At 50.7% G+C, this 18,765-nt stretch carries 17 protein-coding genes and 2 pseudogenes; 13 read left to right on the top strand and 6 right to left on the bottom strand.

Translation table 11 applies throughout. The annotated features are described in order from the left end of the window. Positions 1-23: 23 nt before the first annotated feature. Genes BLV85_RS11680 through BLV85_RS11665 form a run of 4 tightly spaced genes read right to left on the bottom strand, consistent with a single transcriptional unit; the run spans position 24 to position 5,880 of the window. The gene (locus tag BLV85_RS11680; protein ID WP_090415353.1) at positions 24-656 is read right to left on the bottom strand and encodes a hypothetical protein; all 633 of its coding nucleotides are present in this window, start codon (positions 654-656) and stop codon (positions 24-26) included. A 38-nt stretch (positions 657-694) separates the two neighbouring features. Next, entirely contained in the window at positions 695-1,531 is an 837-nt protein-coding gene (locus tag BLV85_RS11675; protein WP_090415351.1) for a phosphoadenosine phosphosulfate reductase family protein, read from the bottom strand. A 3-nt stretch (positions 1,532-1,534) separates the two neighbouring features. After that, complete coding sequence (locus BLV85_RS11670; RefSeq protein WP_090415349.1) at positions 1,535-4,930, bottom strand: P-loop NTPase family protein; 3,396 nt, start codon at positions 4,928-4,930, stop codon at positions 1,535-1,537. Next, positions 4,930-5,880: a DUF4007 family protein gene (locus tag BLV85_RS11665; RefSeq protein WP_090415347.1), complete on the bottom strand. Its 951-nt coding sequence runs from the start codon at positions 5,878-5,880 to the stop codon at positions 4,930-4,932. The genes BLV85_RS11670 and BLV85_RS11665 overlap by 1 nt, the downstream gene beginning before the upstream one ends. Positions 5,881-6,048: 168 nt before the next feature. Between BLV85_RS11665 and BLV85_RS11660 the strand changes: the two genes are divergently transcribed. The 13 genes from BLV85_RS11660 (at position 6,049) to BLV85_RS11595 (ending at position 17,975) form a co-directional block, all read left to right on the top strand. Continuing rightward, positions 6,049-7,206, top strand: a complete 1,158-nt coding sequence (locus BLV85_RS11660; RefSeq protein WP_218132827.1) for a cysteine desulfurase family protein — start codon at positions 6,049-6,051, stop codon at positions 7,204-7,206. Positions 7,207-7,884: 678 nt separating this feature from the next. Further along, positions 7,885-8,349: an antitoxin PaaA2 family protein gene (locus BLV85_RS11650; protein ID WP_090415345.1), complete on the top strand. Its 465-nt coding sequence runs from the start codon at positions 7,885-7,887 to the stop codon at positions 8,347-8,349. Positions 8,350-8,366: 17 nt separating this feature from the next. Further along, complete coding sequence (locus tag BLV85_RS11645; RefSeq protein WP_090415343.1) at positions 8,367-8,675, top strand: type II toxin-antitoxin system RelE/ParE family toxin; 309 nt, start codon at positions 8,367-8,369, stop codon at positions 8,673-8,675. Between the two features lie 80 nt (positions 8,676-8,755). Then, the gene (locus tag BLV85_RS11640; RefSeq protein WP_090415341.1) at positions 8,756-9,259 is read left to right on the top strand and encodes a S26 family signal peptidase; all 504 of its coding nucleotides are present in this window, start codon (positions 8,756-8,758) and stop codon (positions 9,257-9,259) included. A gap of 2 nt (positions 9,260-9,261) precedes the next feature. After that, positions 9,262-11,265 (top strand): MobH family relaxase, encoded by a 2,004-nt coding sequence (mobH, locus tag BLV85_RS11635; RefSeq protein ID WP_176974027.1) that lies wholly within the window; start codon positions 9,262-9,264, stop codon positions 11,263-11,265. A gap of 74 nt (positions 11,266-11,339) precedes the next feature. Next, positions 11,340-11,960: a type-F conjugative transfer system protein TraW gene (gene traW, locus BLV85_RS11630; protein WP_090415338.1), complete on the top strand. Its 621-nt coding sequence runs from the start codon at positions 11,340-11,342 to the stop codon at positions 11,958-11,960. After that, positions 11,944-12,963, top strand: a complete 1,020-nt coding sequence (traU, locus tag BLV85_RS11625) for a conjugal transfer pilus assembly protein TraU (protein ID WP_090415335.1) — start codon at positions 11,944-11,946, stop codon at positions 12,961-12,963. The genes traW and traU overlap by 17 nt, the downstream gene beginning before the upstream one ends. Before the next feature lie 3 nt (positions 12,964-12,966). After that, positions 12,967-13,719 carry a type-F conjugative transfer system pilin assembly protein TrbC gene (gene trbC, locus BLV85_RS11620; RefSeq protein WP_143032336.1) on the top strand — a complete coding sequence of 251 codons (753 nt, stop codon included), beginning with the start codon at positions 12,967-12,969 and terminating at the stop codon, positions 13,717-13,719. Further along, complete coding sequence (gene traN / locus BLV85_RS11615) at positions 13,716-15,671, top strand: conjugal transfer protein TraN (RefSeq protein WP_090415331.1); 1,956 nt, start codon at positions 13,716-13,718, stop codon at positions 15,669-15,671. The genes trbC and traN overlap by 4 nt, the downstream gene beginning before the upstream one ends. Next, positions 15,646-16,434 (top strand): hypothetical protein, encoded by a 789-nt coding sequence (locus BLV85_RS11610; protein ID WP_090415329.1) that lies wholly within the window; start codon positions 15,646-15,648, stop codon positions 16,432-16,434. Before traN ends, BLV85_RS11610 begins: the two co-directional genes overlap by 26 nt. Next, complete coding sequence (locus BLV85_RS11605) at positions 16,428-16,820, top strand: hypothetical protein (protein ID WP_090415327.1); 393 nt, start codon at positions 16,428-16,430, stop codon at positions 16,818-16,820. Before BLV85_RS11610 ends, BLV85_RS11605 begins: the two co-directional genes overlap by 7 nt. A 564-nt stretch (positions 16,821-17,384) precedes the next feature. Further along, positions 17,385-17,660, top strand: coding sequence for a type II toxin-antitoxin system RelE/ParE family toxin (locus BLV85_RS11600; RefSeq protein WP_090415325.1), 276 nt, complete (start codon positions 17,385-17,387; stop codon positions 17,658-17,660). 12 nt (positions 17,661-17,672) lie between these two features. Continuing rightward, a complete protein-coding gene (locus BLV85_RS11595) occupies positions 17,673-17,975 on the top strand; it encodes a HigA family addiction module antitoxin (protein WP_090415323.1) in 303 nt (100 codons plus the stop codon). A gap of 12 nt (positions 17,976-17,987) precedes the next feature. Here BLV85_RS11595 and BLV85_RS14935 read toward each other — a convergent pair. Both BLV85_RS14935 and BLV85_RS15290 read right to left on the bottom strand, forming a co-directional pair. After that, a pseudogene (locus BLV85_RS14935) lies at positions 17,988-18,452 on the bottom strand (transposase); the annotation flags it as partial. Positions 18,453-18,464: 12 nt separating this feature from the next. Then, a pseudogene (locus BLV85_RS15290) lies at positions 18,465-18,765 on the bottom strand (hypothetical protein); the annotation flags it as partial.

Below are 18,765 nucleotides of genomic sequence, written 5' to 3'. Positions count from 1 at the left end.
AGGCAAACCCAAGCAAAATTCTTTTATCGATGCTTTATTGCGGATGGTTGCTTAAGGAAGAATGTAAAGTTTAGATCAAAACGGTGAAACTTCAGTCCTATAATTTCCCAAACGGACTTATAACTTGGTAATAAAACCACAGCTTTAGTGATCGCCAAAATGAGAATGCTAGTTGCTATTCCCTGATTCAAAAGACTAAGAAACATAAAACGAATAGTAGTTTCTTTATCAGACGAATTGATTGACGACATCGCCACATTCCTTAAGGTAGGCAGTGTTGAATCTTCTGGAAACCGAGACTTGATATATTTAAATGCCTCACTCTCGGTCATCAGCTTTTCGTTCATGTTCGAATTAGATAGAAGAATTTTTTTCATCCGCGTTGATAGCGCCCATGAGAAAATAGTTGAGTTTATTATCCGAAGGTATACGGGGATGAAGACATAGCTTCCAAGCGCCGTTAGAGCAGAACCAGCTGCATATGCCGCACCTACAAGGCTCCAATATCCAAGCTGAGTGGAAGGCGTGTAATTAGCAACAATCTCCTCTGGAAGAACAAAATAGAATCCAACGAGCAACAAAAATCCTGGCAGCAGTTGACCAATTATCTCAAAAAAGAACTTCTCAATAGCTGTTACAATATTTTCAGGATTCATCTGCAATTAATCACGTCTAGTTTTACAATCAAATTCGATCACTTATGACAAGCCAGACATACTTTAGCTTTGCCATAAAGGTCATCAATATCTAATGGCTCGCTGTCGGAACGCAGTGGGTTGGGTTGAGACTTATTTTTCTGTCTTGCTAGGCGATGCTCATGATCTTCTTTGATTTGCCTCACTCGCTCCGGCTTCGTGAGCTCCTCCAATGACTCTCCTTGGCTCCAGGTAAACGGAGAACCATGATCCACGGCATTTTTCTCATAGGTTTTTGCTTCTTCGAAAGCTGCAGGATGCCGTTCCATCAAGCGCACCCACTCAATCTTTTGCTGGAAGAAGCAAAAAGTACAGCCGCTACGGGTACGCCACGAATAATATTTTGGTAGACCTAATCCTGCGCCGTCTAAGATATCTAGAACACCCGCTTTGTCAATACCAGCCTCTTTGAAGGGAAGCTTCACAATCAAGTTTTCTTTCTTTGAGGAATATCCTTCGCGATATTCTTCATCTCCACGAATGGCAACATAACTATAAATTCTCATACCCTCCTCCAACATGGGGCGCACCCAGATTTCGAAAGGCCGCAGTTTTAATTGGCGAGTGCACCATCGCGTTTGAACGGACGGAAGAAAATCGTTGTACTGTTTTAGCCAGAAATCAAAATCACGGTCTGGATTGAGCATGTGGATCGGTTGACCTAAAAACCCCTCAAGTCTCCCCAGGTATTCGTAAACTTCTGGTAGCTCCTTTCCTGTATCGGTGAAGAAATATTCGACTTCAATGTTCGGGTAATGCTGTCGCATGTAGACGGCAAGTGCGGCGCTGTCTCGACCGCCAGACAATCCCAGGACGTGCTTTTCTTTTACATTCATAATCTATGCAACTTTACCATTTCTTAATTTTCGCTTTTCTGCCTCGGGAGTTTGCATATACCGGGCACTCAACTCAGCCAACGCGGCCAGAATGATACTTCGGCTCGCCGTGCCAACAGAATCCAGTGTCCCAGCAATCCTATCAATCAAATCATCAATGGCATCTCTGTCAGAATCAATGACGTCGAACTCTTCGAATATCGGCTCCGGTCTGCCTTCCATTCCCACTAGCACAGCCATGGCTCGGCGTTTCTCGGGTCGGCCTTTGATCCGCGTGAAGGCTTCAGCTCTGAGAAACTTTTGCGCCATATCAGCAAGCTCTATCGACGCACGATCCATATCGGGATCAACCCAATCTCTTGGCGGCTTATTTGCCGCAAGACTGGCAACACCTTCAAAACTTACATTGTCTCCCTCAAATTGTGCAAGGCGCCCAACAAAAGCATCGAGACGGAAATCGCCCGATAACTCCTTTACGTTCTCCGCACGTTCGCGAAGTTCCAAAAGTGACTGGCGAGACAGGTTCGGGACCTGTAGCTCAGCTAGTAACATGTCCTTGAGTCGATAGATCATCAGTGGGTATGCCTGAACAAGCTCCTGTAACCCTTCTTTGACAATTGAAACAATTTTCCGGATATCTTCTTTATCCGAAATATCAGCTTTCTTGGAATCGACTAAAGCAGGAATATCATCAAATAGAAACTTGTTTGGGTCGCGTGCGCGCTTAAACATATCGCGAACTTGAACAGCTCTAGTGGAGATGCGCATTGTGCGTTTTGTCCAATTAGGGAGTTGCTCATAGATAGCAACAAGGCCGCGAGCAACATCAATGGGCTCAAGGTGGATGAGTTCGTTTTTCTCATCAAGGTCGCGTACTAAATCTGCCATATCCGATAGCAAACAGCGGGAAATCTTGTTGAGGTCCATCCAACGCAGTTGAATTGTCTGTGGGTCTTTGGCCATATACTCAACATCGAAATCATCAAATCTCGCACGGAAAATTCCTTCTCGATATATGGCAAGATTTTCCCGTTGGGTCAGTATGAAGGCGACCGAAAAAACTGGCATCAATCCTTCCTTGATACCGTATGGTTGTTCCGCCCAAAGATCGTAAAGCTCTGACATGGAAACCGAACGTTTCTTGTTCCTTTTTATATGCTGGATCGCTGCATCCCATGCAGGAAACAGTCTGTATGTATCAGTTTCTCCTCCACAAGGCGCTACAAAGCGCCAGCTCTCCTTGGTCTCTGTATAAAGCCCAGTGGCCTCCAAAAGTGACGCGTAGAGACCGCCTTCAGCCGGATAACCATCAATGCCCAAACGCGGTTCACCTTCTCTTGTAATCATATGTCTTAAGAGCGTATTTTGACCCGCAATGGCACTGCTAGATGGTTTTTGGCGGTTCAGAAGCTCATTGTGCAGTTTGGGGCATTGGTCGAATCGTCTTTCAGCAAGTTCAGATGCAAGGCTGTTTAGATCAGACTGGCGATATTGTTTCGTAGGGTAGTGCTTACGGCACCACTCGGCCTTGTCAAAAGATTTAGTGAGCTCAGTTTCCAACTGGGCCTGTAAATCTGCGAGTCTTGCCGTAACCTCACGTCTTGCAACTGGATCACCTGCTAACTCGGGGTGATCATTGTTAACCTTATCAAGCGCCAGCAGCTCGCGTGCTAACATCACCACTGACCAAGCCTGTGGTGAGTAACCCGTTATGGTATCCCATTGATCACTTAACTGGGCTGTTTCCCAACATAGAGTTTTAACGTGCTCCTCCTCTTCACCTTCGGTAGGAACAACAAGTAAGAATTCTCCAATTACACCGTTTTTAGGTCTAAAACGCGACGCCACATCCATCATATCCTTGGCAGGGGTGATGTTCACATCAAACCAACGCATAGCTCCGGTTTCATGATAATGACGCTTAGCGAGGATGGGCTGCAAACCTGCTAACGACTTTAGCGCTGCGAAGTCGAGATCATCAATATCCTCCAGAGCTATACCAATGGCTTGGTCGATATCGAAGTCACTACCGGCAAAAATGGCGTGAGCATCCTGAAATTTCTTGAAGACTGTCAACGACCATTTATCAAGAGTTGCTAGCGCATCCTTAAGTGCCTTTTCACCAACATCGGGAAAACAGGTTATGAGAAGTTCAAAACTCGGAACCAGCCCGGACCGCTCTTTAAAGAGATCGACAACTGCTATTGTTTTTAGAAGGTCAACTAGAAACCCGTCACCTCCCAAAGCTTCACACCGTTCTAACGCCTCTGCCGAAAGTGCCCAGCGGTGGCCATCAGGTGAAGCTAGTATAGAGGGTTCTAGGTTAGCTCGTAAGTAATCCCATAGTTTTGTAGGTGTATAGAGGGTCGCTTCATCCGCCGAGCGCAAATAATCCTGAAAACCATGAGGCTCTGCCGAATTAAGAAAGCCAAAAATACTACGTTGGTTTTGTCCAAACCGTCGTCGGGAAATAGGTCCGAGAAGGCAGGCAACCACCGGATGCAAGGGCCAACAATTCTTTAGCATCTTCGCTAGACGGTCAGCATCCTGCACTCGGTCTTTCCGTGCAATTTTTGCAACGGCTTTGGATTGATCTTTAGATTTAGGGTTCGCCTGACTGCACTCAATCGCACGAGAAATTAGATCAATCTGCTCCTCACCAATTGTGTTAATGGGTAAATCAATAAAACGCCCCTGAATTTTGGCCCACTCATCACGTAATTCATGTGAAAGCCGGTGAGCGTATTCGTCAAAGGCTTGGTGTAGAACACCTATAAATAAGAAACGTCCATTGCTACGGGATGCGGCCTCTGCAAGCTGCTGAAAAATATAGACATCCGTCCCGTTTTGTGCGGCAGATTCTAAGAACTTGCCCATTTCGTCAACAAATAGGATCAGACCGCCATGAGTCTTGGGCTTGCTCGTGGCAACGCCTATCAAAATGTTTACAACATGCTCTTCGGTCCATCCTCCTCCGGGGCGACTGGCAACGTAACCGGCTTCTATTAAAGCTTCTCCAATGACATCAACGGGATTACTTCGTCTTCCTACAATCGGAAGAACTCGCCAACCTTCTGAGCCGGTCGGAAGAGCCTGCCACATTACATTTGTGAGTTCTCGCCCGAAGACATTCGCTGCCTCATTTTGCAGTTCTGGATTGCCATTAAGTAAAGCGCTTAATGCAATTGCCAGACTTGATTTACCGCTACCGTAAGGCCCTGTCCACGTAAATGCCCCTTGCCCGTTTTCGGAGACATGCCGGGCTATCGACATTAGAATATCGGCTGAGGATTTCGGGCAAATGAAGCCATCAAGGGATTTTTTATCCCCCAAATCAGTATCAATTCGTATGGATTTCTGGAAACGCCGGGCTATTTTAACTTGATCAACTAACGTCACTATACTGCCTCCCTTTCATCTGAACGCTCAAAGTCCTTTTGAACAAAATCAAGTGCGCAGCTGAAATCAAAATCAGGGCTACGAACAACTTGTTTTAATCCAGCAGTCTCTGACCATCGAAGTGCATTATTGGTAACACTATCTATATGAGATAGCCGGTCGGCAACATCATTTTCATCAAGCAGAAAAACACGTCCCGGTGAACCCGGCTCATGGGCAATAGCTTCAAAAGAAAGCGTTGACGACGCAGGAGAGAATTCTTTCCAGAATTCAAGCAGGGCATAGACAAACGTGCCATCACCTAATGTCGTCTTTTGGCCGCGAACAAATCGGAACTCGTCACGTTTAGAAACGGGTTTAATCAGACCAAGCTCAGTAAGCGGACATTCGAGAGAATCGTCTCGTCCGGATTTTGCGGATGATGGTTGCGCCGCATATGTACGGATAAAACAGGCGACATCATTTTTAACTGTCGCTTGAGCGGTGTTCGGCCAAATACGCTGCAATCTCTTGATGAATTTGTCCCGTTCGAACGTAACCGCTGAGTAATAACTGAAAGCCCAATACCATGTCGTCTTTTTCTTCCATTCTGTTGCCAATTTCCAGTGAATTAGCCATAATGAAATTGGGTTCTCCAAATAAGGATCAACGCCTCCGTCTCCAAACAAAAGTTGGCCGAGTGGCGTGGTCTTAATCTGATTTGTGCCAGGCGGCTCCTCAATGATACCTGCGACCGTAGCCCAATGACGCATAGATGACACCATATTCTTGCCTACACCAAAACGCGCAATTGCATCATCCCCCCAACACAGGGGCTTGTTATTGAACTCTTGATCGGTTTCGGATACGCGATCATAGCATTTCTTTAGCCAACCATACCGTAATGGAAAGGTCTCATGACCTGAAAACTGAGGCTTATAGTCTTGTCGGTAGAGTGGCCCGCGTGCCATGGTTTATCTCCTGGATGATCCATCCAGGAGAATATAATATAGATCATGTGTTATGGTCAATGTGATCTGGAAGCTCCCTCCAGAGGAAGTCGGTGGAATACTCCGAGAGGCCATAACTTAGCTAACAATCACGTAACATATTTATTTATAATGGATAATAGGAAATCCTTGTATTTTGACTATCAAGCAACTACACCCGTTGCCGACGAAGTTTTGCTCAGAATGCAGCCATATTTCGCCGAGTTCTTTGCCAATCCCCACTCCGTAGATCATGCGCTTGGTTGGAAATCTGCTGCTGTGGTGGAAAGTGCAACGCAACAAGTCGCCCGTCTCATGGGTGCAGACAGCGATGAGATCATCTTTACCTCCGGGGCTACAGAATCGAACAACCTCGCCATCCTTGGCCTGGCCAAACGGGCCGCCCTGAAAAAGTCGTCCCGAAATCGGATTCTCCTGAGCGCTATAGAGCATAAATGTGTCTTATCAGTTGGACGCGTCCTGGAGGAACAATACGGCTTTAAAGTGGACTCTATTCCTGTAGACCAAAACGGCCACATTTTATCTGTCGAACTGGAACGGCTCCTCGGAGACGATGTGCTTCTCGTCTCCATCATGGCCGTCAACAATGAAATCGGCTCCATACAGGATATCAGTGGTCTATCTGAGATCATTAGAGCCAATGATACTATTTTCCACTGCGATGCAGCGCAAGCCCCTGTAGCCATGATCATGGAAAATTTTGCTACATATGTGGACATGCTCAGCCTGTCCGGACATAAGATGTACGGTCCCAAAGGCATTGGTGTTTTATTTATTTGCCGTGGCCTTCAAGATCAGGTCGAACCTTTATTCTACGGTGGCGGCCAACAAAATGGGCTTCGGTCTGGCACATTGCCTACGCCGTTATGTGTAGGCATGGGGGCTGCTGCCGAATACATCGGCTCACTTGAGACATTGCGAAAGCGAGATGAATTATGTGCCCTCAGGGACAAGTTTCTCAATATGCTCTTAGCCCTACCCTGGCCAACCGAGCTTTACGGGGCTGAGCATGATAGACGGCATCCTGGCAATATATCCATCGGTTTCTCCGGATTCCACGCACAAGATATCCTCGGGGTATTGCAGCCACATTTAGCTGCTTCAACTGGCTCGGCCTGTACGTCGGGTATTTCTGAGCCATCCCACGTACTAAGAGCCATCGGCTTGGCTACGGAACAAGCAGAATCAGTCATTCGATTCAGTCTTGGCTTTGAAACTTCCGATCAAGAGGTCGATGGAGCCGTCAAACTCATTGACATGGCATTGCGGAGACTCGCCAACCTCTAGCCTTAACAGCGCTTCCAAGATTGTGACGACCGAATACCGAAGCTGCTTAGTTTCCAAGCACCCCTCATTTCACCTTTAGATTGCGCAACATCGAGTGGTTATCCACAGCCCAATCCACAGAATCTGTGGAAAAGAATTTTCTGAAACAGAACTGAAGCAGGTGCTTTCCAATCCTATTTTTCGCGTGAGGCTGCTTACAATCCGCGCATGGTTGATACTCTGTATGCGCATATTTCCAGATTTTTTCCACTGTATCTTGTAAGCGTCCATCCCCACCATCTAAAAATCAAAAATCATTTCAATGTGAATTCTCCTCTGACATCAGCATGGCCGAAATGGGGAGATCAATGCTTTGAATTGACGCAACTACAGAGGGAATGGCTGATAGCAGGTGTGGACTGGCAACGTTTGTCAGTATTGCCGCCCGCTCACCTTCGGGCATGAGAATGCGTTAATAATACAGTGTTAACAAATGGTTGCTGCCGTTATTTGGTGTAATGACGGCTATGAAACCACTGGCGCGGCTCGATCAATTGAACCTTGATACGGATGCCAAACAACAGGTTGCGTTGCGAAATTCACAAAACGACCGTTTTCAGACTTCCAAACGTTTGCACGTCTCCTACAAAACATGCACAATGAACCCTGTTAGTTTCATCATCCTATAAGGAGTGAGCCATGCAAAGCATGACCATTGAACAGCTACGCGCCGCAAGCGATGCCGGCGGCGTTGCAGGCGTGACCCTGAAAGGGCAGGGTGGGACGTTTCTCGTTCAGATCGCCACGCGTAGCGGGGCCACCGCCTTGCTGACGAAGGCCCGCAGCAGCGAACCGCGCCACTTCGGCAACCCCATCGCCGCCTTGAACGTCCTGCGTGACGTGGGCATCACCATCGGCCAGTTTGATACCAGCGAATGGAACCCGGACGAGAAGGAAGAAACCCCCGGCAATCGTGGCCGGGCCGAGGCGATGCGCAAAGCCCACCAAGCCGCCGCCTACTCGGAATGGCTGGCCGCCGAGATTCAGGAGGCCATCGACGACCCCCGGCCGAGCATCGCGCACGATGCAGTCATGGCCGAGACGGACGCCGACATTGCCGCTTTGGAGGCAGAACACAAGCCGGCCAGAAAGAAGCACGCTTGAGCGTGACCGGCTGATCTATGGCGAAGGCAAAGCCTCCTTGTCGCATCGAATGGCGACCGAAAGCCCGCGAGGACTTGCGCGCCATCGTTCGATACATCGGCAAAGACAACCCTGCCAGGGCGCGCAGCTTTGGCCAGGAGCTGCGCGACAAGATCTTGCCCCTTGCACGGCACCCGGAGCTGGGCCACACTGGGCGTCCCGGTCTGCCGGACTATGTGCGCGAGCTGGTTGCCCATCGGAATTATATCGTGTTCTATCGCGTGCTGGACGAGGTGCGCACCGTGGAGATTTTGCGAGTGAAACACGCGGCGCAACAAACGCCGTGACGAAAAGAATTTTCTGAAATAGAACAATAGCAGGCGCTTTTCAATCCTGTTTCTCGCGTAAGGCTGCTTACAATCCGCGCATGGCTGATACTCTGTATGCGCATATTTCCAGGCTTCTTCCGCTGTACCTTTGGCTGTTGGTTGGGTGCATCGCTGTTGGCAGAAGTTATCTGCTCGCATTCAATCTGAGCGATTCCCTGCCGGGAACCATTTTTCTGATTCAGAAAGAAAAAGGGCTGAATCCCAGGCCGGGAGAGCGGGTTGCCTTTCTCTATGGTGGGGGTGGTCCGTATGGTGCTGGAACGGTTTTCGTGAAAATTGTCAAAGGTGTTTCTGGATCCTATGTGACAGCCAAAGCGGTGGAGGCGGGTGGCTATGATTATTTTGTCGACGAAGCATTCGTCGGCCGCTCCAAACCCTTGTCCAAGACTGGATTCCCTCTCAAGAAAGGACCCATTGGACAGATACCACGGCATCACTACTACCTGACAGCTCCGCATCCGGACAGCTTGGATTCCCGCTATGCATGGGTCGGTTGGGTTGCCCGCGATCGCATCATCGGTCGCGCCTACCGGATTTTTTGATCATGCTGTCCAGCCTGTTGAAATTTTTTGGTTTGTTGCCGGGCAATTCCGGGATACCAGCCGTCGTGGCACCATTACGCAACCACAAAACAGGGCGTGATGACGAGATTCCTCGTTATCCGCCGTTCATGCAGGGGTTGCCGGTGATTCCGCCCGATCGGTTGCTTCAAACCCAGTTGGCACTCATCGAGCGCATCCGGCAGACGGCAGTTTCCTCACAAGAAGTCTTCGACCGCCACTACCACCCGGTCATCCAGCGATATTCGGCCTATGTGCATCTGCTTCCCGCTTCGCAATCCCACCATCATCGGGGTGCGGGAGGGTTGCTCAGGCATTCGCTCGAAGTGGCGCTTTACGCCCTGCAGTCTTCGGAGCGGGTCTTGCTGGATATCGTTCTGTCACCAGCCAAGCGCCGTGAAATGGAACCCCGCTGGCAGCTGGCCGTGTTTCTCGCGGCTCTGTGTCACGATGCCGGCAAACCGATGACCGATATGACCATCGCCAATCGTGACCGAACGGTTATCTGGAAGCCGATTACGGAAAGCCTTTATGACTGGGCCAGTCGCAACGGGATTCTTTCCTATTATCTCGAATGGCGCGAGGGCCGGGGGAGGCAGCATACGGCGTTATCCAATCTGATGGTTGACCGTATCATTGGTGCCGATACACTGGCCTGGATCGAAGAAGGTGGTATCGAACTCATCATCTGGCTGATGGAGTCTCTCAACGCCAACCCTGCATCGTCCAATTCCATCCACGATCTGGTGATCAAAGCCGATCAGACCAGTGTGGAACGTGACCTGAAAACGATTGGCGCCACCTTGGCGGGGTTTGATCTCGGTATTCCGGTCGAACGAATGCTGACCGATATCATGCGCCGCTTGACCAGGGAAGGCGTCTGGCGCGTCAATGAACCCGGGGCGAGAGTCTGGAAAATCGCAGGCAATACCTATCTGGTTTGGCCAGCCGGGGGTGAGGATATCGCTCGGATCATCCGCGAAGAAAAACTACCCGGACTTGCGCGAACGTCCGAGGGCATTCTGGAGATGCTGGTCGAGCGCAAGCTGGCCTATCTCCGGGAGGATGGCGAATCTCCCTGCTGGCAAATCGCACCCCATTGCCTCAAGCAAAAAATGCCTGATATCCGCTTGCAGGCCATTCAACTCAAAGATGATGTGCTGGTTTCCTCCACGCCATTGCAACCGGTGGAAGGGGACGTTTACGGTGACAGCGATGCTGCGCAGCAGGCTGAAATACCTGCTCAGGGATCACGGCAGGATGCTACATTTGCTGCTTCCGACGCAAGCCAACCGGTATTGTCTCAGGCTGATGAATCGAATGAATCGAACCCGGATTTTCTGACGGAGACGGCTGGCGGAATCCTTGCAGGCTTGCTTGAATCCCTGGAATCAGGCAAACGGCAGTGGGGGCGCGATGTATTGCTCGATGACGGAAAACATCTGTTGATACGCTGGCCGGAGGCCTTGAGTGATTGTGGATTGCCGCTGAAATCGATTCTGGAGCAATTGTCGAACCAACATTGGTTGTGGATCGATCCCGTTACGCCGTGGAAAAAGGTGATCGATGTGGAAATGGGCGGTCAGATCTGCAAGGCGATCAGACTGGAACCGAGAATCAGCCAAGTCATGGCCAATAAGCTCGCCAATTTGACATCCGGGCAGAAGGAAAGTCCAACAGACCCGACCAAGGCCGAAGCTATTCAACAAAAAACCGCTTCCAGCTGCGCCTCAATGGATCGATTAGGTGATGCGCCGTCTGCCGATACGCCGCGTTTTCCTACCCGGGATGAGTTGATCGTTATCATGCGGCATATGAATCAAGTGCAGCCGGATCAGGATGGATGGATTGTGCTCGACAGAAAGCTGCTGGCGCGTGTCTGCCGGGAATCGGGCTATCGCTGCACGGTGGTGTCACTGAGCAAACTCGTCAAACAGTATCCGGAACGACTGGCCATGGAAGGGGGCATGATCAAGTGTAAACCCTGAATGGGGATGCAAACAGAACGAATCCGTGCGCATTTCAACCCGGTTTCCAGTTTGAAAATGTGGAAAATCAGGCCATGCAAGCCTATTTTTGTACATTCTGTGTTTTTCTGGCGCTTACAAGCCCCGCCCTGGCCGAAGATCTGGGTGTGATCGGCCCGGTCCATGAAATACTGGAACGCGATCTGATCGAGGTGATCCAGGAAAAACTGCGCGCAATGGAACGCACAGGCGACTTGGCTGAACTGGAATCTTCCTATCGGCGCCAAGTGATAGACGGCATCGAGCGGCCCCGCCCGGTGGCAGGCATAAGCCCCAGTGAAACCAACAGAACTTATTTCATCGATCCCACCTACACTTTGGAGCGGGATGTCGTGGACGAACATGGCCGGGTATTGTTCAAGGCCGGTACCCGCATTAACCCGCTGGATTATGCGGGATTGAACAAGAGCCTGCTTTTCTTTGCCGCCGACGATGAAGATCAGCTGGCTTTTGCCCGACGTTATCTGGATGAAGCGGCCCAACCCGTCAAACCGATTCTGATTTCGGGTGAGCCGCTTGCGCTCATGCGTCAGTGGAAACAAGAAGTATTTTTCGATCAGGGGGGTGTGCTTTCCCGGTGGTTTGCCATCACACGCTCACCCGCCATTGTCAGCCAAGCTGGGAACAGGCTGAGAGTCGATGAAATCCGTCCTTGAAAAAATGACGGCGACTCTGTTGCTGTCAGTCACATTCTGTACCTCAACGGCCCAGGCTGCCACCTGTACCGGCCGGTTCGCCAATCCGATCACCGACATCTGCTGGTCGTGCCTCTTTCCGATACGCATTGCCGGTCATGCCATTTCATCCCTGGAACAGGAAGATACACCCAATCCTGGAGATGCCTTTTGCGCCTGCGGCAATCCGCCCAGAGCCGGCATTCAGGTGAGTTTCTGGGAGCCGGTCAGAAGGGTGGACGTGGTGCGCGCGCCATTCTGCCTGACCAGCCTGGGCGGGATCAGCCTCGATCCGGGGTTCGAAGCGCCCGTCGCCTCGAGAAACCGGCGTGAAGGGCAGGACCAATCTTCCTTCTATCAGGTGCACTGGTATGTTGATCCGATCATTTTCTTCCTGCAGGCGGTATTGGACAACGGTTGCCTGGAAAACACCGGCTTCGATATTGCCTACCTGACTGAACTCGATCCCATGTGGAAGGATGATGAACTGACCCGGCTCATCCATCCGGAAGTCTATCTCTTCGGCAACCTGCCGGCACGCGCGGCCTGTGCGGCGGATTGCGTCGCGGCTACTACAGGCTTTCCCAATAACCAATTTTTCTGGTGCGCCGGTTGCCAGGGCAGTTTGTATCCGCTCAATGGCAATATCCAGGCGCATGTCGGCGGCGTTCAGGCTTCCAGCCTGGCGCTCAACCGCATGATCGCCAAGCTGCACCGGGAGATGCTGATGTGGTCCGCATCGGGCAGCGGCTCGTTGTGCAGCTATATGCCGCAGCCCGTCATGGACAAGACGGGTTACAAATACCAGATGCTCTATCCTATTCCTCAGACGCTGAAGATTGCCGGCAAATGCTGCCAGCCGCTGGGCCGCTCGACAATCCTGTGGGGCGCAGGCCGGGAGTTCCCTATCACGGGAGAGGATTTTGCATATCAGATTTTCCGTAAGCGCAACTGCTGTCAGGGCGCCATAGTTTTGGGGGAATGAACGTTGACTAATAACCGATTCCGCTTGTGTCATGCTGTTGTCGCAGCCCTCGTGTTCCTGCCGCCAGGCATTACGCTGGCGCAGGAACATCTTTTTGCGGAGAAACTGAAGTCCGGCGGCCAGGCTATGCGGCTTCCCCTGGACCAGGAAATTCTGGATGCGCATTCGCGTTCACGCGGAGCAATGAAACAGCTGGAGACGCTGGAGCGCGAAGGTCGAATCACCGGGCAGCGCATCCCCGAGATGAATGCCTTGCCCCCATCCGCAGCACCCGCCGAGGATATTTCGGTTATCGCCGACAAGTTCAAGGATATAAACAGGCAGCGCACTGAGACCATGCGCTCACTCGATCTGCTGGTTCTGGTCTCGCTTTCGATGCCAGAAGGCGCGCTGCGCAAGATTGCCGAGCAGGCGGAGAGGGCAGGTGCAACGCTGGTTTTTCGTGGGCTGAAGGAAGATTCGATGGCAAAAATGGGGGAAGCAATCCGCAAAATACTGGCGGGACGCAATGTTCATGTCGTGATTCATCCGCCCGCTTTTCAGCAATTCAGTGTCACGCAAGTGCCAGCCTTCGTGCTGGCCAGCCAGGATGCGGGCAGGGTGCTGGATAATGGTTGTGCCAGACCGCAGACTTTCGTCAAGGTGAGCGGGGATGTCACGCTCAATTATGCGCTGGATTACATCGAACGCAAGAGTACTGGCTGGGCAACTGCCGCGCGGTCTTTTCATTCGAGAATCATCCGGGCCGATCGATGAAGCGGTTACGGTCGTTTTGGTTTTGGCTCGCGATCATATTGCCAGTCAGCACCTTTGCGGATAGCCTCAACGATGCCTTCGATGAGGCGATACATTTCGGCAAGCATAAAAATACCGGCATGTTTTCCAATATCGATGACCAGACCATCTCCGACAAGCTGCCGTATTACGGTGTATTACCCATTGAGAGTGATCTGTTCCAGAGCGGGCAGGGTCAGCTCACTCAGCCGGGGATCGACAAAGTCAGCAATTGTGCCAGTTATACGCCCTCCGGCAATGCGGTGCTCGATCAGGAGTGCGATGCGGTCAATTTTATCGCCGGCCATCCGCAAATGATGCAACACATACCGATCGCGCCGAACGATTCCATACTCAAGAACACCATCAACGCTCGCAGCAACGCACCCGCCGTCTTTCAAAGCACCGGTATCACGGCGCATGCTGATGGGCAATGCACGGTGCAGACACACACTCTTCCATCGGTCGAGGCAGCGCGAAGTTGCGTCAATGTCAAGGAAATCGATCCACAGGCATGTCTTGCCCCGCGTAACATCGTGCTTGCCCAGAATCCGCACCCCGTCACGGGCGAGATCACCTATACGGTGATTGCCAGTGATTATGACATGAGCGCATGCGATCACCTGGAGTTTGATCCGGCTTACCAGCATCTGGACGGGGAGTGCGCATCGACCGTACCAACTTTTCCGCTACCATCAGGCATCGGTATCCGCGATGTCGCGCCGGATGGCTGCTTTGTCATGCGGCATGGCTATGCAGGAGTGACCGGCGTGGAAGATCGCTCCGAATGTGAATTATTCGAAACGGATCCGTCCTGCACCTTCCAGCGCGCTGGCGCATGTCTGCAATCGCTCGATCTGGAGGGTTATCCTCAACCGATCTGTGTCGAGCAGGAACAACACTACCGTTGCACGACAGCGGTATCCGTCGAGAATACTGTTCTGAACTGTGCCGGGTGGAAGTTCTGCCTCAACGGCAATTGCTTCGATACCGGCCATGAGCATGACACGGATTTTGTGCAAGCGATGCCGTGGGTGGAAGCGGCGAGAGAAGCGGGCGTATACCTTAACGAAAATACGCTGCGACTATTCGATGGTGATGTGGGCAAATGCCGGGTGAAGCTCGGCGGCGTCATGAACTGCTGCAAGCCAAGCGCAGGAGGCAGTGCGTTCAACAACAACCTGCTGTTCAATATCAGCGTGCAGGCAGGCAAGAATGTGCTGACCTACGGCAGCAAGTATCTGTACGACGCGCTCTACGCATCGAGCGCACCGGACTGGTTGGTCAAGGGAATGTCGGCATTGTATGGTGTCGATCCGCTGAAGGTCCCGGCAAGCGGTCTATTGAGTGCATGGTCGCCATCCTTGAGTTATTTCGGTTTCACGGTTTCGTTGGGTGAAATCGCGCCGGGATTTGTTTCCAGTTTGACTGGAATTGGGGTGGCCCAAACCAACCTGTTTGGTTCCGGTCTCTATGTGGGCTTCGATCCCGGTTCGTTGGCCATTTCCATTGCCATTATGGTTGTGCAGGAGCTTTTATCGTGCGAGCCAGATGAACAAATCCTGGCGATGAAAAAAGGTGAGAATCTCTGCCAGCGTGTGGGTACTTATTGTTCCAGGCGTTTTTTTGGCGTCTGTCTAGAGCGCAAGCGTTCCTACTGTTGCTACAACAGCCGCCTGGGCAGGCTCATCAATGCCCAGGGCAGGGCACAAATTGGAAAAGGCTGGGGCAGCGCCAGAAATCCAAGCTGCAGTGGTTTTACCCAGGCAGAATTTGCCTCGATCGATTTTGCGGCACTCGATTTGTCCGAATTCGCACGCGAAGTCATGGCTGCAGTCAAATTGCCCAATGCATCGGATTTGAGCAGCAATGCACAGGATGTCATTACCGGAAGGATGCAAAGTTACTATGACACGGGAAATCAGATTGAATGATGTGAGTCGGCGCATTTTACCCAGTTTGTTGCTTATCTGGATGCTTGCGGGTTGCCAGACATTGGTTGAGCATGGTCCGAGAACCGGTTCCAGCATTCATACGCTGGTTCACAAAGAGACGGTGGTGCTTTTTCCGACTGGTTTCAGCCTGCAGCACGCGATTTATGTCATGGGAAATGGTGCCAGCGCACATCCACAACCCTTGCTGTCCGAGATGCTGCGCGCGCAGGGTTTCAATGTGGTATCGAGCAAGGAAGAAGCCGATTATGTGATGCGAGTCAGCACTTTTGTCACGATGCCTGTCAAGCCAGAAGGCCACGCCATGCCCTATGCGGCGGAATATCTCCTAACCCTGCGCGAAGTGCTGCCGGTTGTCGAACCGTTGCTGCAGCCCGATGCGTCACCCCAAAAACAGATGGAAAACATGGCAAAACGGGTCAAGCAATCCAGTCGCGGTATCATGGGCGCGGACACCGCCAACGCGATTGGCCTTGGTACAACCTTTGGCGGTGAATTGGGTGGCCTGCTCGCCGGGGCAGCAGCGAGTGTTGCCGATATTGCTGCAGGTGCGGCCTCCCGGAACGATATGCGCGCAGGACTGGCAGGTTTTTGTTTCACCATGCACGCAACCAAAAGCGTGTTGAATCAGGTTTTTGGCTTGAATGTTTATGCCGCATCAAATCATCCCGAACATCCGGAAGCTTTGTTGCGCGCCGCAATCGAACGTGCGGCAACTGAAATGGGGCAGCAAGCATCATGGTAAAAGCCTCGTTCACGATAACGGCGCTCTTGACGTCGGTCTTGCTATTGCCTGCCCGCTTGGTGGCGGCTGAAACGGCGCAATATACGCACATCAAGCCTTTGCTGCTTGCGGCAATCGATGCGCCGGATGGCAAAGCGAGCGGTATCCTGACTGGACCACTGGCCAGCCTGTTCAAAACAACCACCGGCTCGAAGTACCCATTGCTTGCCACAGTGACGACAGTGGGAGACTTCAGCCAACCTGGATGCAAGCGTTTGAATCTGCATCTGCAACAGCAGGGTGTCAGGACGACATCGAATGAAAGTAAGAAATTTGAAGTCAGCTACGGGCTGAATCTATGCAGGAATGGGGAAGCGCCTTCGCGGGGTAGTGGGTTGCGGAATTGAAGGGTGGCGCTCCTTTTCTTTCCCGGTGGAATTAGAATTTGCGATTCTTCTACTTTGGCCCGGCTGCGTACTGAGATTATACTGATGGAAAGAAAAGTGATCTATCCGATGCGAATGACAATGCGCCACATTCCGCAGCGACTAAACGTATCAGTTGGGCGCGTTTGTTAAAGCGGGTGTTCGATATCGACATCGAGCGCAGTCCGCACCATGGCGGAGCCCAGAAAATCATCGCCGCCATCTTGGAGAAAGCCGCAATCACTAAAATTCGTGATCATCTTGGTTTGCCTGCCCGGGCACTGCCTAGAATACCTGCACAAATATTTGATCTTTTCGAGCCAATTTGATCCCGTGCTCGCTCCTTTCAACCCTCTTCATCACTGGGCTGACCTTTACCTCTGGGCGTCTTTCGCCTGAAGTGCAAAAATATTTGATATTTTGTGCTAACTGAACCGGAATATAGTCATTTTTCGATCAATTATCACCGTGTCTGACAATTGAATACCCCCCATACCCCCAGAGTTATACTTGACGTAACTCGTAATTAGTACTATTGTCTGAAAAATGATAAGAAGTTTTAAATGCAAATATACCGAAAAACTCTATCACGGTAAGTTTGTAAAACGCTTTTCTAGTATTGGACGACAGGCCGAGCGACGTTTAAGATTGCTGAATGAAGTTGAAACATTAAAAGAACTTGAAAATTTTCCCAGCAACCGCTTTGAAAAATTGATTGGTGATAGAAAAGACCAATACAGCATTAGTATCAACATGCAGTGGCGTATTTGCTTTAAGTGGAATGATGAGCCGTATGACGTTGAAATCGTCGATTATCATTAGGAGATAAAAGACATGACAAAAAGAATAGGAGAACCTATACACCCTGGTGAAATTCTGGCCGATGAACTTGAATTTATTGGAATCAATGCGGGTGAATTGGCCAAAAAGATTGATGTGCCAAAGAATCGAATATATCAAATAGTAAATGGTGAGCGCAGCGTTACGGCTGATACAGCTTTACGCCTTGGAAAATTCTTTGGAACAGGCCCTAGAATTTGGCTCAATCTGCAAAAAGCATATGAGTTAGATGTCGCTTCCAAACAAATCGGCAGCGCGCTTAATGACATTGCTACATATGATCACCAAACTGCATAAACTAATAGTCAGTCATCCTGAAACACAAGGATAGAGACGCGCCAATTTCTGTCGCGCATCCTGTGCAGTAAAGCGCCACTGCACAGGCATGGCTTTGGCGTTCCGTTCAGTAACATTGGCTTCCACCTCACGGCGCAGGCGTTCTTTATTCGCGATGCGCTGCGACAGACACATATTCGACAACACTGCCAATTCAATTTCGGCGATATTTAACCAACTGCCATGTTTAGGCGTATAGTGAAACTCGATTTTCCGCGCCAATTCTCGCGCCTGTTCGGCAGGAAACGCCTCGTACAATGAAGCTTTCTTGTGGGTATTGAGGTTATCGAGCACCACTCTTATGGCTGTGGCTTCGGGGTAAAGTTCGACTATGCGCTTCATGCTGTGGGCAAATTCAATCTTGGTTCGTCGATCAGTGATCTCCACCTGCCGAAAACCTCGCTTGGGCTCACAAATCATCATTAAATCGCATACGCCCTTGCGTTCATATTAGGTATCGTAGCGCGCTGGCACACCGGGTTTGGCGGAAAGTGGCGTGCGGATTTCGGCAATCAATTGCTTCGGACTTTCGTCAAAACATACAACCGGGCGCAACGGATCATAAGGTTCCTCATAAAGATCCAGCACGTCTTCCATCGCCGCCACATAATCCGCACTGACTTCAGGAATGCACCATTCCTGCTTCTGCCAAGGTTTTAACCCAAGTTCGCAGCTTTTTCCCCCAAAACCACCCAAAACCCCCCATTTTTGCTCTAAATCAGAAAAAAATTCTTTTATAATCAATAGCGAT

This window comes from Nitrosomonas halophila (assembly GCF_900107165.1).
GTDB lineage: Bacteria > Pseudomonadota > Gammaproteobacteria > Burkholderiales > Nitrosomonadaceae > Nitrosomonas > Nitrosomonas halophila.
The sequence above is the reverse complement of the archived record's forward strand: the minus strand, read 5'-3'. Positions and strand labels throughout refer to the sequence as shown.

What these genes read in the sequence shown, in the direction of transcription:
- traU (WP_090415335.1), top strand. Translation starts at nt 11,944, where the DNA reads ATGAAATCCGTCCTTGAAAAAATGACGGCGACTCTGTTGCTGTCAGTC.
- BLV85_RS11665 (WP_090415347.1), bottom strand. Translation starts at nt 5,880, where the DNA reads ATGGCACGCGGGCCACTCTACCGACAAGACTATAAGCCTCAGTTTTCA.
- BLV85_RS11645 (WP_090415343.1), top strand. Translation starts at nt 8,367, where the DNA reads ATGGCGAAGGCAAAGCCTCCTTGTCGCATCGAATGGCGACCGAAAGCC.
- BLV85_RS11640 (WP_090415341.1), top strand. Translation starts at nt 8,756, where the DNA reads ATGGCTGATACTCTGTATGCGCATATTTCCAGGCTTCTTCCGCTGTAC.
- BLV85_RS11605 (WP_090415327.1), top strand. Translation starts at nt 16,428, where the DNA reads ATGGTAAAAGCCTCGTTCACGATAACGGCGCTCTTGACGTCGGTCTTG.
- BLV85_RS11610 (WP_090415329.1), top strand. Translation starts at nt 15,646, where the DNA reads ATGACACGGGAAATCAGATTGAATGATGTGAGTCGGCGCATTTTACCC.
- mobH (WP_176974027.1), top strand. Translation starts at nt 9,262, where the DNA reads ATGCTGTCCAGCCTGTTGAAATTTTTTGGTTTGTTGCCGGGCAATTCC.
- BLV85_RS11595 (WP_090415323.1), top strand. Translation starts at nt 17,673, where the DNA reads ATGACAAAAAGAATAGGAGAACCTATACACCCTGGTGAAATTCTGGCC.
- BLV85_RS11675 (WP_090415351.1), bottom strand. Translation starts at nt 1,531, where the DNA reads ATGAATGTAAAAGAAAAGCACGTCCTGGGATTGTCTGGCGGTCGAGAC.
- traW (WP_090415338.1), top strand. Translation starts at nt 11,340, where the DNA reads ATGCAAGCCTATTTTTGTACATTCTGTGTTTTTCTGGCGCTTACAAGC.
- BLV85_RS11650 (WP_090415345.1), top strand. Translation starts at nt 7,885, where the DNA reads ATGCAAAGCATGACCATTGAACAGCTACGCGCCGCAAGCGATGCCGGC.
- traN (WP_090415331.1), top strand. Translation starts at nt 13,716, where the DNA reads ATGAAGCGGTTACGGTCGTTTTGGTTTTGGCTCGCGATCATATTGCCA.
- BLV85_RS11680 (WP_090415353.1), bottom strand. Translation starts at nt 656, where the DNA reads ATGAATCCTGAAAATATTGTAACAGCTATTGAGAAGTTCTTTTTTGAG.
- BLV85_RS11600 (WP_090415325.1), top strand. Translation starts at nt 17,385, where the DNA reads ATGATAAGAAGTTTTAAATGCAAATATACCGAAAAACTCTATCACGGT.